Origin of the sequence: Photorhabdus laumondii subsp. laumondii (assembly GCF_003343245.1) — a bacterium.
GTDB classification, from domain to species: domain Bacteria; phylum Pseudomonadota; class Gammaproteobacteria; order Enterobacterales; family Enterobacteriaceae; genus Photorhabdus; species Photorhabdus laumondii.
Genome location: NZ_CP024901.1, coordinates 4,720,787 through 4,734,659, shown reverse-complemented (window position 1 = coordinate 4,734,659; position 13,873 = coordinate 4,720,787). Strand labels below are relative to the sequence as shown.

Here is a 13,873-nt window from a genome sequence, read left to right as displayed (position 1 = left end):
AACCAACCTCACCAGTTGGTTTTTTATTTTTATCTACTCATCATTTTAATTGATTGAATCATTTGAAAATAAACCTATAATCAACGGCTGTTAGTTTGGGGTAGCGTTCTGGCCTGTGTATCTTTGACGCAAGTTTTCTTAAGTCCTGGCTGAGTACAGGTGGTGCTGATTCAGTGCCTCGGTCAGAGCGCGATATTCTCCTGCTAACACAGATGAGGGCCAGCCGGACAGGCAGCGTAAAGGCAATGGCTGGTTAAGTCGTGCTCCTAACGGGAGCAAGCGGGTGAAAGCATTTATTGACACTGCTATCATCGTTCTCAAAGCGTTAATCGCGCTTTTAGAGCTGATCCGTGCATTTCTGAAATAGATAACGGAAACGTAGCTAAGGCCATCGGGGTAACCTCCCGGTGGCCTTTAACATTTACCGCCTTTGATCAAGTAAGCCACTTTTGTTTAAGTGGGCTTAGATACTGATCTAAAAGCTCAAATTTGGTAATCCCTATTGGACTTTAACCTGTGTTCAAGCGATTATTGTTCCGGTAGTATGGGGAAATAGACAACAGATTAGTATAGTTTACCGCGAGTCATACACATAATAACGCTAGGACGCCTTTTTAAATGTGGTATCAATCAGCGCTACGGGTTCGTGTTCTGATGGTCTGAAATACAATTATCTCGCCCGCAACATGCGGGCTTTTTTATACTTTCATAGAGCTTGAATACAATTCTGATATTAAAGAATGGGCAGTAAGTGTAATAAAAAAATGATAATTCAGCGTGTTATATTAGCTTAGTGGTTTAAAAGTTGTCGTTACTTTTTTGGATATAGAAATAACTTATGTGATATCAGAATTGTTTGGTAAATCATTTCGGACGGTTCGTTTGATAGGCTGCTTATTTTCGTCGAAGTACCGACTGGGCCATATTTCAGCAGGGGTGACACCAATTTCCTGAGCAATCAGTAATTCCCCTTTAGGCTAGGGGCGCGTTAAAGCATTTGCTAATGTTGAAGAGCTTAAACCGTGCTCTCTGGATAATGATGCCAGCGTTTTATTCTTCTTACGTATCGCAGCGATAATATCGGCGGTATGCCAGTCTTTTTTCATATTCCTGCTTCCCTCTTTGATGGTGGCAAGAATCAAATAAACACCCTGGTGGCGGTTTGTCTCGCTGCGCTTATGACGAAATAAATGAACTTATGGCGAAAACGGCACTACACCGCACCCGCCTGCATGCTTTGGATCAAAAAATTTTTTCAGTTTTAAAATCCTACAAGGCAAGCTGCCAAACCGTGCCAGCACCGGAGAAGTGAGAGGAATCACAAACTGAAATGATTGAAAAGATTTTCAGGAAATTTCAGTTTTCGGATCAAAAGAGGATCACGGGAAAAATATCAATATAATGATATTAAAGGAAAAATTCTATTTTACGTGGGAGATAGGATCATGACCAGAAGCCGCGCTGATTTTAAGAATTCAAGTAGGACGCGGCCTTACTGAACACATAGAGCTGAAATTAGTTGTTAAGGAATGAAACCTAATAAAACTGAGTGAATAGGATAGTTATCTGGATTTGTACCACTTGTAGCAGAAAGTATTATCCAACCTCCTTGAAGATATTGATTCATCTATATCAGAGCCAATGAATATTTAAGTGTCTCTTATTTCTTTAAGAATTGACAGATTGTTATTATTTTCGAACATTATAATTACCTCATAATGTATAGTGGTTAGTTGAAAAGTAATTGAAGATATAAAATTCCTGTCGCCATTTTGTCGCTATTTGGTTATCAAAGACAAAAAACCACTTGTGCGATAGTGGTTTTTTGTATTGATTTAATAGGGTTTTATCTGTGATATTCACCGGCAGCTTCTGGTTGGTAAAGTAATTCTAATACTTTGACGCGGGTTTCTTCGCCGTTTGGTAATTCCCAACTGATTTCGTCACCGATACGAAGGCCCAATAATGCAGCGCCTAAAGGAGCCATAACAGAAAGCTGATCTGAACTGTCTTGCAGTGACGCTGGATAAACTAAAGTACGTACCCGTTCTTCATTGCTTGTCAGATCAATAAAACGAACCCGGCTGTTCATCGTCACAACATCTGATGGAATTTCTGCTGGCGGTACAATCTCTGCACGATCCAGCTCCTCATTCAAAGCGTCAGCGATACTAGTATCTGCAAACGCTGGCTGTTCCAACAGGGAATCTAAACGTTCTGCGTCTAATTCGTTGATGATAATTGCTGGTTTAGTCATACCACACTCCAAATGGATTCCAATACAAAATAACACCCCGCACCATGAGGAGGGGGGTGTTATTTAAAATGATTAACCTGATAGTAGGCTGTTCTTACTGGAAAATAAAGAGATCATGATCACGAACTGTTTTGTGCTGCTAATGAAAACAGTGAAGGACATGATAATCCTCAGGTGAGTGAGCAACGTTATTCTTCGTCAAATCCCGAATTAAATAGATCAATAATAGCTGCGAGAGCTTGCTCTTCATCTGGGCCACTGGCTTCAACTTCAATATAGCTGCCTTTTTCTGAATCCAGCATTAGCATAGCAATTACGCTGCTGGCCTCGGCTTCAACATGGCTATCATTGCGTAAAATGACATGAGATTCAAAGAGCTGTACTAGATCATACAGCTTCATTGCTGGCCGGGCGTGCATTCCCAGCCGATTTTTGATTTCAAGTCTCTGCTTGACAGTCATTATTTTCGCTTTTCGAGAGTACGGTGGCGCGACTGTACGTTTTTTCCTCTGGAACGAAAATAATCGGCCAACTGTTCTGCCACATAAACAGAACGGTGTTTACCGCCGGTACAGCCAATAGCAACGGTCAGATAGCTGCGGTTATTGGTTTCAAGCATGGGTAGCCAGAGTTCAAGATAACTGCGGGTTTGATAGATGAAGTTATGCACTTCCGTATGACGGTCGAGGAAAGCGGCTACAGGACGATCAAGACCGGTCATTGGCCGTAATTTGGGGTCCCAGTGTGGGTTTGGCAGGAAACGTACGTCAAAAACATAGTCGGCATCAATTGGAATGCCATGCTTGAAGCCGAAAGACTCAAAGACCATTGTCAACTCACGTTCCCGTTTGCCGAGCAGACGCGTTCTTAGCATCTCAGCCAATTCATGGACTGACATTTCGGAAGTGTCGATAATCAGGTCAGCTCTTGAACGAAGGGGTTCCAGCAGATCACTTTCTTGATCAATCGCGCTTTCCAGAGAAAGATTTTTGCTTGATAGCGGATGCAGACGGCGAGTGTCGCTATAACGGCGGATCAATGTATTACGTTCAGCATCGAGGAATAATAATTGCGGTGAGAAACTCGCTGGTAGTTTAGTCAGAGCTTCTTCGAAAACTTCAGGTGATTCCGGCATGTTTCTTACATCAATACTAACCGCAGCAGAAATATCGCGGTCAGCTAGCGTATTTGCTAATTCCGGTAGTAATACTACCGGCAAGTTGTCTACACAATAAAAACCCATATCTTCCAGTGCGCGTAAGGCAACGGATTTACCTGAACCGGAACGGCCACTGACTATCATCAGCACCATGAGGCAACTCCCCTTAATTTTTTAGTGGTTATTATGAGCCACTCTTATCTATTGCTTCTATTGCTATCCATGCATTGCAACAGTTATTCAGTGATAATTGTGTATAGTTCTTCATCACTTTGTGCCGATCTTAAACGACGGCAGAGATTTTTATCTGCAAGACGTTTGGCAATCAATGACAATGTGTGTAGGTGTGTTTGGCATTGATCGTTTGGAACCAGTAAAGCAAACAGCAAATCGACTGGTTGATTATCAATGGCATCGAAAGCAATAGGTTGTTCCAGATTTAGGAAAACGCCAACCGCTTGATCTGAGCTTTCTTCATCTAACTTACCGTGGGGGATGGCAATACCACTGCCAATTCCAGTAGTACCTACTTTTTCTCGGGTCAATATTGCTTCGAATACGACATTTTCTGGTAACTTAAGCTGCTGAGATGCTAGCTCACTGATAATCTCTAAAGCCCGTTTTTTGCTCGAACAATGTACATTATTGCGCGTACATGCGAGGGAAAGCACCGAACTTAGTAGTAAATCTGCTTGATTATTCATTTTCCTATTCACTTAGGTGCTTATTGATACAGGATGCCATAGGTTATCTGTGGCATCCTGTATTTGCGCACTGTTTTACAGCAATACTCTGCTGTTGTTACTACATTTTTTGTTAAATAACTGTTAATGATGTTTCAGTTTGTCTTTATGCTTGGTTAATTGACGCGCCAGTTTATCGACCAGTCCATCAATTGCTGCATACATATCTTCATGTTCTGATGATGCGTGCAACTCACCTCCGTTAATGTGTACAGTAGCTTCGGCGATTTGTTGTACCTTTTCCACTCGGAGGATTACCTGAGTCAGGTTGATCCTGTCGAAATATTGATCCAGTTTGCTGCATTTTGCAGTGATAATGTCGCGTAATGCATCAGTAATTTCAATATTGTGGCCGGTTATTTTGAGTTGCATATTGTCTTCCTTCTCTGTTCATTTCAAACCAGACGCCTACGTTGGTTTGATGGCGGAATGGATAACGACTCTCGATATTTTGCGACAGTTCGTCGGGCAACCATGATGCCTTGATCGGCTAGCATGCTCGTCAGTTTGCTGTCACTTAATGGTTTGGCGGAGTTCTCCGCTGCTACCAGTTTTTTCACCAAAGCCCGTATTGCAGTTGAAGAGGCTTCGCCTCCACTTTCTGTATTGACATGGCTGGAGAAAAAATACTTCAATTCAAAAATACCACGTGGGCTGTGCAGGAATTTCTGGGTAGTCACCCTGGAAATGGTGGATTCATGCATATCAACCTGGAAAGCAATGTCTGCCAAGACCATCGGTTTCATATATTCTTCACCATGTTCAAAAAATTCCTGTTGCTGTTCTACAATACAACGCGCAACTTTCAGCAGAGTATCATTTCGGCTTTCCAGGCTTTTGATAAGCCACTTGGCCTCTTGTAGGTTATTGCGGATAAACTGACTGTCACTTTCATTGCGCGTATGTTGCCCAAGCTCTGCATAATGCTGATTAATGTGTAAACGGGGGATACTATCTGTATTCAATTCTACTTGCCAGTGTTCACTTTCTTTTCGAACCAGTACATCGGGGATGACATATTCTGATTCGCCAGTGTTTATTGCCAGGCCAGGCTTTGGTGCAAGTGACTGGATTAAACTTATGGCCTCTTTCAGAGTATCTTCTGTCAAGTGGCTCAGACGGATTAAATTGCGGAAATCCCAATGACCTAATAGCTCCAAATGGTTGCAAACGATCAGTTTTGCCTCTTTCAGGTAAGGTGTTTCTGGCGGAAACATTGATAGCTGGACGAGTAGACAATCTTTTAGATCACGAGCGGCGACACCGATAGGATCGAAATGCTGTATCTGCTTGAGCACAGTTTCCACTTCTGCCAGAGTGAGTTGGTTGTCGCCGAGGCTGGCAAGGATATCTTCTAGTGGTACAGTGAGATAGCCAGTGTCATCTACGGCATCAATGATTGATGTCGCAATCGCCGCATCTATTTCCGTGAAAGGGGTCAACTTTGCCTGCCACATCAAATAGTCTTGCAGGGTTTGAACGGTTTCACCTTGGTAAAGTGGCAGTTCGCCGTCGTCGTTATAGTCATTGCGTGTCCCGGAAGGTGTGCCAGCGGTGTAAATTTCATCCCAACTGACATCCAGGGGTAACTCATCTGGCATATCCTTTTGTTGCAAGGCATCAAGCGTATCCATAGCTTCCGTTTCGTTATCGGGAAGTTCCTGATTGCCAATTTCCTGATGTTCTTCATCCTGTTCAAGCAAAGGATTCATTTCTAACGCTTGTTGTATTTCCTGTTGGAGTTCAAGCGTAGAAAGTTGCAACAAACGAATAGCTTGTTGGAGCTGTGGTGTCATAGCCAGTTGCTGACTAAGCCTGAGTTGCAAACTTTGCTTCATAGCGTTAAATCAATTCTCCTGGCCGAATTAGAGCCGGAAACCTTCGCCTAAATAAACGCGCTTCACCTGTTCATTATTAAGAATATCATTAGGTGTGCCGTGAGCAATCAGATGCCCTTGGCTGACAATATAAGCACGTTCGCATACATCCAATGTTTCACGGACATTGTGGTCTGTGATAAGGACCCCTAGTCCATAATCTCTCAAATGCTGAATGATTTTCTTGATATCGATGACTGAGATAGGATCTACGCCGGCGAAAGGCTCATCCAGCAAAATAAATTTCGGATTAGCTGCCAGCGCTCTGGCAATCTCTACGCGGCGACGTTCACCTCCGGAAAGTGATTGACCAAGATTGTCACGTAGGTGGCTGATATGGAACTCTTCCATCAGCTCTTCGGCACGTTCTTTCCGCTGTTCTTGAGTCAGATCCTGGCGGATCTCCAATACAGCCATCAGGTTGTCGAATACGCTTAGCCGGCGGAAAATAGAAGCTTCCTGAGGCAAATAACCAATACCACGGCGTGCCCGTTCGTGAAGTGGCAGTAGGCTAATATCTTCATTATCAATGGTAATTGTCCCGGTATCCCGTGAAACGATACCGACGACCATATAGAAAGTCGTCGTTTTCCCTGCACCGTTCGGACCAAGCAGGCCGACAATTTCGCCGGAGTTCACGTTTAGGCTGACATTTTCAACGACCTTACGGCCTTTGTAAGCTTTTGCCAGGTTTTCTGCGTTTAGTATTGCCATATATCGTTATTTACTCTTGTTGTTAGCCCCTGGGCCTTCTTCTTGTAATTGAGAAGGTAGTAGGACGGTGGTCACTCGTTTACCTTTGTCACTAAACGCTTCCATCTGCTGAGTTGGGACTAGATAGGTGATACGGTCGCCTTTTATATTGCTGTCTAACTGTTCTAAATAGGCATTGCCAGTGAGTGTAACCAGCTCTTTATCCATTTCGTAACGCATTTTGGCACCGCGGCCCTTGATTGGTTTGCCATTGTCCTGTAATTGATAGAAGGTTACCGGATTGCCAAATGCTTCAATAACCATTTTCTTAGAATCGCCATCTGGGCGAGTCACAACAACTTTGTCAGCGCGGATATCGATAGAACCCTGTTTGACGATCACATCTTCTGTAAATGTGGCAGTGTTCCCTGTCATGTCAAGGGCTTGTTTAGCAGAATCGATAGAAATGGGTTTCTGTGTGTCATCTTTCAGTGCCATAGCGGGAAGACTGACTACAAAGATAGCACTGGCAATAAAAGCATTACGGATTCTGTTTTTCATGTTGGATTTCATAGTAGGTGTTAACCTTTTCAATCAGTTCAGCGGTTTTGTTTCTCAGGTTGCCACGCATTTTCATACCGACGGATTTTAGCCCGACACCAATCAGTGTGACCTGATCGTCAGATGAAACATCCTGAGTGGTCAGGTTGATGATAGCGTTCTCTGTAGTAATACGTTGTAATTGTGACGTATTAGTTAGACTGTCAACCTGTACGTCTCCGTAAAGATAGAGCATTTTGTCATTAGTTAGTTTGGCTTTGTTAGCACGAACTGTCCATGTAGCAATGGCATTTGAGTCATAAGTAATTAATACCGGTTTAGTAAACCAAGTAAGTTTTGACTCTGCATAGTTTTGGACGTCATCAGCGACCAGTTTATACGTCAGTTTCCCCGTAGGGTCATAAACAAAAGTTATAGCTTCCTGACTTTGATAGGTTGGCTGACTGTTATCTGTGGCAGAAGATGATTTAATCTCATCTGAATCAGACAAGTTCCAGCCAATTAACGCCAGGATGATTAATACCAGAGTTATCACCAACCAGGATTTGATTCTATCCATTCTCGTTTCACTTCAACCTACTATATTGATAATCCTTTGGCTTCTTCCAGCTTATTCTGAGCAAAAAGCACCAAATCACAAAGTTCCCTTACCGCGCCGTGCCCCCCTGCAATTTGGGTGACATAATGCGCTTTTGGTAAGAGCAATGGATGTGCATCTGCCACAGCGACAGATAACCCCACTTGTTCCATGACCGGCCAGTCAATCAGATCATCGCCGATGTAAGCAACCTGTTCTGGTCTTAATCCCAGTGTATCTAACAATTTTTGGTACGCCAAAACCTTATCACTTTGTCCTTGGTAAAGATGTGTAATACCTAAGGTGTTTGCTCGATCTTCCAGCAATTTTGCTTTACGACCGGTAATAATAGCGACTTCGATTCCTGAAGTAATTAAGCAGCGAATTCCGTAACCATCTCGAACATTAAATGTTTTTAATTCTTCACCGTTATTGCCCATATAGATCCGGCCATCGGACATAACACCGTCAACATCGCAAATCAGCAAGCGGATTTTACGGGCTTTTTCAATAACGTCTTTATCAACTGGACCATAACAGGTGTCCAAATAAACTAATTGGCTCATTAAGGCGTTTTCTCCGGTTACACCACACCCGCTTGTAGCAGGTCATGCATATGTAATACACCAAGCAATTTATTGTCCTCTGCAACTAATAAGGACGTGATATGGTGTGACTGCATTAAGTTCAATGCATCAACTGCAAGGGCATGCGGTTTGATGCGGATACCGCCCGTTGTCATAACATCTGAAATTTTGACATTGTACAAATCGACGCCCATATCAAATACTCGCCGTAAGTCACCGTCAGTAAAAATACCATCAATATACCTATTTTCATCGCAAATGACGGTCATACCCAGTTTTTGCCGGGTGATTTCGAGCAGCGCTTCGCGTAAGGTGGCGTTACGATTAACCTTTGGAATATCATCGCCTGTACTCATCAAATCACTCACCAGTAGCAGAAGTTTGCGCCCAAGAGTGCCGCCTGGATGTGATAGTGCGAAATCTTCAGCAGTAAAGCCGCGTGCCTGGAGCAATGCAACCGCTAAAGCATCGCCCATAACCAGTGTTGCAGTAGTACTGGTTGTAGGAGCCAAACCTAGCGGACAGGCCTCCTGTGGGACTTTGATACACAGATGGATATCGGCGGCTTTTCCCATACTACTGTTGCAATTGTTAGTCATGCAGATAAGCGGGATTTTTTGGCGTTTTAATGCGGGAATCAGCGACAAAATTTCACTGGATTCACCCGAATTTGAGATGGCTAAAACAATGTCTTTAGGTGTGATCATGCCGAGGTCGCCGTGGCTGGCTTCTCCCGGATGAACGAAAAAGGATGGTGTACCGGTGCTGGCGAAAGTGGCAGCAATTTTACACCCGATATGGCCGGATTTGCCCATCCCCATGACAATCACTTTACCTTCGCAGTTGAACATCAGTTCACAGGTACGGTCAAAATCTCCGTTTATATGTTGTTCAAGTTCTGTTAATCCATCACGTTCTATGTGTAATACTTTTTTACCCGCTTGCTGAAAATCAATCTTAGGCATTTCTTTTTCCTACTCATTCTGTGTTTATTCAATGCTGTAATTGGAAATAAACAGTACGATAAAATAAGCGATAAAGCAGCTTAATAACAGGACACCTTTAAATCGGTTTAATCGGTGTTTACGACCCAGACAAAATGCAGTAAATATTATGCTGGCTACCATCATTACCCAAAAGTCACGATGGAAAGATTCAGGTGAAATGGCTGCTGGTGAGAGTAATGCGGGAAGGCCCAAAACAATTGATATATTGAATATATTCGAACCTATAATATTCCCGAATGCAATATCATCTTCGCCTTTGAATGCTGCGGCAATAGAGGTTGCTAATTCTGGCAAGCTGGTACCGACCGCAAGTACGGTAAGCCCGATAACTAATTCACTGATGCCATAAATGCGGGCAATAACAGTTGCATTATCAATAACCATACGAGTTGCCATAGGTAAAATAAGTAACCCTAATAGAATCCAAAGTAGGGCAATGTGTTTATTGCCTTCGACCGGTAATTCGGCAGCCTGTTCTTGCGTATAAATATCCGCTTCGGCGCGGCGCGGTAGAGCAACCATTTTTATCATCAGTAAGATATACACTATGGCGGAAGCGAGTAATACCAACCCATCCATCCGGCTGAGATAGTGATCACTCATCAAATAACCACAGAAGACGGTGAGCAGTAGCATCAACAGCAGTTCCTGCCGCAGGATATCTGATTTTACTTCCATTGGGCGAATAAATGCAGCAGCACCGGTTATTAGTAGCAGATTGGTAATGTTGGAGCCAATAACATTACCCACAGCCATATCAGGTTGACTATCTAGCATTGCAGTAACTGAAACCATTAATTCGGGTAGAGACGTTCCAATGCCAACAATGGTAATACCAATAATAAATGGCGGCAGTCCCAGAGTACGGGCAAAAATTGCAGCGCCATATACTAGTCTATCGGAACCATATACCAGTAAAATCAACCCGGTAATTAGAAGTAAAAAGGTCAGAAGCATGAAGCGTCCCTTGTAAGGTATATTCCGAATTGATGTCAACGCTGGTTGATTTTCTAAACAAAAATTGTCTGCCCAGTTAGATGGGGTATATTCTGACGGCGGTGGATAGAAAAGTAAAATTTGTCATCACATTAATAGCGAAAATTTTCCCGTTTTTTTGTAGTATATATGATTAATATATGAACCAAATATTAAAGCCAATTTATTAACCGTTAAGGGCTATCAATAATGAATCAACAGACAGCAAATCTCATCGAGGTCCGTGGTATGTATTTTTCCCGTGGTAACCGTTTGATTTTTGCTGATATTAATCTAATTGTGCCTAGAGGAAAAGTCACAGCAATTATGGGGCCTTCTGGGATAGGGAAAACGACACTATTACGATTAATTGGCGGTCAGTTACGTCCTGAACGAGGGGAGATCTGGTTTGATGGCGACAATATTCCTGCTTTATCCCGTTCTCACTTGTATGCTGCTCGCAAGAAGATGAGCATGCTGTTTCAATCTGGGGCATTATTCACTGATCTCAGTGTGTTTGAGAACGTTGCTTTTCCGCTGCGTGAGCATACGAATCTGCCTGAAGAAATTATACAGACCACGGTAATGATGAAATTAGAGGCCGTAGGGTTACGTGGTGCTGCTAATTTGATGCCTTCTGAACTTTCCGGTGGTATGGCTAGGCGTGCAGCTTTGGCACGTGCCATTGCACTTGATCCTGAACTAATTATGTTTGATGAGCCTTTTGTTGGTCAGGACCCGATTACGATGGGGGTTTTAGTGAAGTTGATTGATGAGCTGAATAAGGCACTTGGCGTGACCTGTGTGGTGGTTTCCCACGATGTACCGGAAGTTCTGAGCATTGCAGATTACGCTTATATTATCGCTGAACAACAGGTTATTGCTGAGGGTACAGCTCAACAGTTGCACTCTAATCCTGATAGGCGAGTACGGCAATTTTTGGATGGTATTGCTGACGGGCCGGTACCTTTCCGTTTCCCGGCTGGGGATTACAAAACTGAGTTATTAGGATAATGGGATGTTAATGTTAACACAGGCGCTGGCGGCACTTGGCCGACGGGCCATTGAGGTGTTTGCCTCTTTTGGCCGTGCAGGTTTTATGCTTTTCCGCGCGATAATTGGCAAGCCAGAACCCGCCAGACAATGGCCGTTACTCCGACAGCAGCTTTACAGCGTGGGTGTTCGGTCATTATTGATTATTATCGTTTCAGGGCTGTTTATTGGCATGGTGCTTGGCCTACAGGGGTATCTGATCCTGACAACATACAGCGCAGAAGCCAGTCTTGGTATGATGGTGGCGATATCTCTGTTGCGTGAATTGGGGCCGGTGGTCACGGCACTGTTGTTTGCTGGTCGAGCAGGATCAGCGCTGACCGCAGAGATCGGCTTGATGAAAGCCACGGAGCAAATTTCCAGCCTGGAGATGATGGCGGTAGATCCATTACGGCGTGTGATCGCGCCCCGTTTCTGGGCCGGGTTTATCAGTATGCCGCTATTATCCTTGATTTTTGTGGCGGTAGGTATTTGGGGCGGTGCGATGGTTGGTGTTGATTGGAAGGGGATTGACAGTGGCTTCTTCTGGTCTTCAATGCAGTCTGCTATCGAGTGGCAGAAAGATTTGCTTAATTGTTTTATTAAAAGTGTCGTTTTCGCCATTACTGTGACCTGGATTGCTCTATTCAATGGTTATGACGCGATCCCGACTTCGGAAGGGATAAGCCGAGCAACGACCAGAACGGTGGTTCATGCGTCGTTAGCGGTTTTAGGTTTGGATTTTGTGCTGACAGCACTCATGTTTGGGAACTAAGCCAATGCAAAGCAAGAAAAGTGAAATTTGGGTTGGATTTTTTGTCTTGATTGCACTGGCTGCAATCGTCTTTTTATGCCTAAAAGTGGCAGACATTAAATCGGTAGGCAACCAGCCAACTTACCGTTTATACGCAACTTTTGACAATATTGGTGGTCTGAAAGTGCGTTCACCGGTAAAAATTGGGGGGGTGGTGATTGGCCGTGTTGCAAGTATCTCTCTTGATGAAAAAACTTATACGCCGCAAGTGGCACTGGATATTATGAAGCAATATGACCGTATCCCTGATACCAGTTCTCTTTCCATCCGTACTTCTGGCCTATTAGGTGAACAATATATTGCCCTGAATATCGGGTTTGAAGATCCCGATATGGACACCCGTATTCTGAAAGAGGGTGACCGCGTACAGGATACCAAATCAGCGATGGTACTTGAGGATCTCATCGGCCAGTTCTTGTATAAGAGTGGTGATAATGTCCAAAGTGGGGCAGAGCACACGCCGACACCCTAGCCAGCAACTGAATATCATTAAGAGGAACCAATTATGTTGAAGAGATTATTAATGGTGGTGCTGCTGGTTATTGCGCCATTAGCGAGCGCGGTTGATCAAACAAATCCTTATAAGTTAATGCAGGATGCGGCGGAAAAGACTTTTACTCGTTTGAAAAACAGCCAATCACAAATTCGTCAAAATCCAGATTATCTGCGTAAAGTGGTGAAAGAGGAGCTACTGCCTTATGTCCATATCAAATACGCAGGGGCATTGGTTCTGGGGAAATACTATAAAGATACGACTCCAGAGCAGCGCAAGATTTATTTTGCTGCATTTGAATCTTATCTTGAGCAGGCATATGGGCAGGCTTTGGCAATGTATCATAATCAAACTTACCAGATTGACCCGGAAAAGCCGTTAGGGGACAGCAATGTTATTGCTATTCGTGTCACTATTATCGATCCGAATGGTCGCCCTCCTGTCCGTCTTGATTTCCAATGGCGCAAAAACAGCAAAACGGGTCAATGGCAGGCATTCGATATGATTGCAGAGGGCGTCAGTATGATTACGACTAAACAGAGTGAATGGGCCTCTATCTTGCGTCAGCAAGGTATTGATGGCTTAACTAAGCAGCTTGAAATCAGCGCTCGTCAGCCAATCACATTGGAAGAGAAAAAATAAGATGGGTGAGAGTCTGATCTGGGAAAAAACAGGGCAAACATTGATTCTCAAGGGCACTTTAGATCGTAATAGTTTGCTTCCTCTCTGGCAGCAAAAAGAGAAATTATTGGTCGAGATCAATGACATCAATGTGTCACAACTTGAATATGTGGATTCTACCGGGTTAGCTCTTTTAGTCCGTTTCAAACATCATATGCAAATGAGAGGGGATAAATTGCGCTTTTCTGGCATTGATGAACGGCTTAATACCCTGATTACGCTCTATGATTTGCAAGAAATTATCATTGATAGCTAACCGATAATCTCATTAATTACCTGTATATATCCTATGGATTTCAAGATGGATCGCGACGGTAAGGGAGAGAATCCCCGGGAGTATAGATAACGATGTGACCGGGGTGAGCGAGCGCAGCCAACAAAGAGGCAACTTGAAAGATAACGGGTATAATCAGCGCC

At 43.6% G+C, this 13,873-nt stretch carries 19 protein-coding genes and 1 pseudogene; 6 read left to right on the top strand and 14 right to left on the bottom strand.

The window, feature by feature from the left end:
- Positions 1 to 138: 138 nt before the first annotated feature.
- On the bottom strand, positions 139 to 303 hold the full coding sequence (locus PluTT01m_RS27025; RefSeq protein ID WP_157866908.1) for a hypothetical protein: 165 nt from the start codon (positions 301 to 303) through the stop codon (positions 139 to 141).
- Between PluTT01m_RS27025 and dinQ the strand changes: the two genes are divergently transcribed.
- Complete coding sequence (dinQ, locus tag PluTT01m_RS28340; RefSeq protein ID WP_369293964.1) at positions 296 to 367, top strand: damage-inducible type I toxin DinQ; 72 nt, start codon at positions 296 to 298, stop codon at positions 365 to 367. The two genes, PluTT01m_RS27025 and dinQ, sit on opposite strands and share 8 nt — an antisense overlap.
- 469 nt (positions 368 to 836) lie before the next feature.
- Here the strand turns inward: dinQ and PluTT01m_RS20815 are convergent.
- The 13 genes and pseudogenes from PluTT01m_RS20815 to PluTT01m_RS20750 all read right to left on the bottom strand — a co-directional run bounded on the left by PluTT01m_RS20815 (position 837) and on the right by PluTT01m_RS20750 (position 10,418).
- A pseudogene (locus PluTT01m_RS20815) lies at positions 837 to 1,106 on the bottom strand (helix-turn-helix domain-containing protein).
- Between the two features lie 740 nt (positions 1,107 to 1,846).
- Positions 1,847 to 2,257 carry a nucleoside diphosphate kinase regulator gene (rnk, locus tag PluTT01m_RS20805; RefSeq protein WP_011148175.1) on the bottom strand — a complete coding sequence of 137 codons (411 nt, stop codon included), beginning with the start codon at positions 2,255 to 2,257 and terminating at the stop codon, positions 1,847 to 1,849.
- A gap of 188 nt (positions 2,258 to 2,445) precedes the next feature.
- Positions 2,446 to 2,718, bottom strand: a complete 273-nt coding sequence (gene npr, locus PluTT01m_RS20800; protein ID WP_011148174.1) for a PTS phosphocarrier protein NPr — start codon at positions 2,716 to 2,718, stop codon at positions 2,446 to 2,448.
- Positions 2,718 to 3,569, bottom strand: coding sequence for an RNase adapter RapZ (rapZ, locus tag PluTT01m_RS20795; RefSeq protein WP_011148173.1), 852 nt, complete (start codon positions 3,567 to 3,569; stop codon positions 2,718 to 2,720). The genes npr and rapZ overlap by 1 nt, the downstream gene beginning before the upstream one ends.
- An 83-nt stretch (positions 3,570 to 3,652) precedes the next feature.
- Complete coding sequence (ptsN, locus tag PluTT01m_RS20790; protein WP_011148172.1) at positions 3,653 to 4,120, bottom strand: PTS IIA-like nitrogen regulatory protein PtsN; 468 nt, start codon at positions 4,118 to 4,120, stop codon at positions 3,653 to 3,655.
- Between the two features lie 123 nt (positions 4,121 to 4,243).
- Positions 4,244 to 4,531 (bottom strand): ribosome hibernation promoting factor, encoded by a 288-nt coding sequence (gene hpf, locus PluTT01m_RS20785; protein ID WP_011148171.1) that lies wholly within the window; start codon positions 4,529 to 4,531, stop codon positions 4,244 to 4,246.
- A 23-nt stretch (positions 4,532 to 4,554) separates the two neighbouring features.
- Complete coding sequence (rpoN, locus tag PluTT01m_RS20780; RefSeq protein WP_011148170.1) at positions 4,555 to 5,997, bottom strand: RNA polymerase factor sigma-54; 1,443 nt, start codon at positions 5,995 to 5,997, stop codon at positions 4,555 to 4,557.
- A 27-nt stretch (positions 5,998 to 6,024) separates the two neighbouring features.
- A complete protein-coding gene (gene lptB / locus PluTT01m_RS20775) occupies positions 6,025 to 6,750 on the bottom strand; it encodes an LPS export ABC transporter ATP-binding protein (protein ID WP_011148169.1) in 726 nt (241 codons plus the stop codon).
- A gap of 6 nt (positions 6,751 to 6,756) precedes the next feature.
- The gene (gene lptA, locus PluTT01m_RS20770) at positions 6,757 to 7,290 is read right to left on the bottom strand and encodes a lipopolysaccharide ABC transporter substrate-binding protein LptA (protein ID WP_011148168.1); all 534 of its coding nucleotides are present in this window, start codon (positions 7,288 to 7,290) and stop codon (positions 6,757 to 6,759) included.
- On the bottom strand, positions 7,271 to 7,849 hold the full coding sequence (gene lptC / locus PluTT01m_RS20765; protein ID WP_011148167.1) for an LPS export ABC transporter periplasmic protein LptC: 579 nt from the start codon (positions 7,847 to 7,849) through the stop codon (positions 7,271 to 7,273). The genes lptA and lptC overlap by 20 nt, the downstream gene beginning before the upstream one ends.
- Positions 7,850 to 7,869: 20 nt before the next feature.
- Positions 7,870 to 8,433 carry a 3-deoxy-manno-octulosonate-8-phosphatase KdsC gene (gene kdsC, locus PluTT01m_RS20760; RefSeq protein ID WP_011148166.1) on the bottom strand — a complete coding sequence of 188 codons (564 nt, stop codon included), beginning with the start codon at positions 8,431 to 8,433 and terminating at the stop codon, positions 7,870 to 7,872.
- 17 nt (positions 8,434 to 8,450) lie between these two features.
- Positions 8,451 to 9,419, bottom strand: coding sequence for an arabinose-5-phosphate isomerase KdsD (gene kdsD, locus PluTT01m_RS20755; protein WP_011148165.1), 969 nt, complete (start codon positions 9,417 to 9,419; stop codon positions 8,451 to 8,453).
- 24 nt (positions 9,420 to 9,443) lie between these two features.
- Positions 9,444 to 10,418 (bottom strand): calcium/sodium antiporter, encoded by a 975-nt coding sequence (locus PluTT01m_RS20750; protein WP_011148164.1) that lies wholly within the window; start codon positions 10,416 to 10,418, stop codon positions 9,444 to 9,446.
- Positions 10,419 to 10,646: 228 nt separating this feature from the next.
- Between PluTT01m_RS20750 and mlaF the strand changes: the two genes are divergently transcribed.
- The 5 genes from mlaF to mlaB are packed head-to-tail and all read left to right on the top strand — an operon-like array spanning position 10,647 to position 13,712.
- Positions 10,647 to 11,450: a phospholipid ABC transporter ATP-binding protein MlaF gene (gene mlaF / locus PluTT01m_RS20745; protein WP_011148163.1), complete on the top strand. Its 804-nt coding sequence runs from the start codon at positions 10,647 to 10,649 to the stop codon at positions 11,448 to 11,450.
- A 10-nt stretch (positions 11,451 to 11,460) separates the two neighbouring features.
- A complete protein-coding gene (mlaE, locus tag PluTT01m_RS20740; protein WP_011148162.1) occupies positions 11,461 to 12,243 on the top strand; it encodes a lipid asymmetry maintenance ABC transporter permease subunit MlaE in 783 nt (260 codons plus the stop codon).
- 4 nt (positions 12,244 to 12,247) lie between these two features.
- A complete protein-coding gene (mlaD, locus tag PluTT01m_RS20735) occupies positions 12,248 to 12,754 on the top strand; it encodes an outer membrane lipid asymmetry maintenance protein MlaD (RefSeq protein ID WP_011148161.1) in 507 nt (168 codons plus the stop codon).
- 33 nt (positions 12,755 to 12,787) lie between these two features.
- A complete protein-coding gene (gene mlaC / locus PluTT01m_RS20730; protein WP_011148160.1) occupies positions 12,788 to 13,417 on the top strand; it encodes a phospholipid-binding protein MlaC in 630 nt (209 codons plus the stop codon).
- A 1-nt stretch (position 13,418) separates the two neighbouring features.
- Entirely contained in the window at positions 13,419 to 13,712 is a 294-nt protein-coding gene (gene mlaB / locus PluTT01m_RS20725; protein ID WP_011148159.1) for a lipid asymmetry maintenance protein MlaB, read from the top strand.
- Positions 13,713 to 13,873 lie beyond the last annotated feature (161 nt).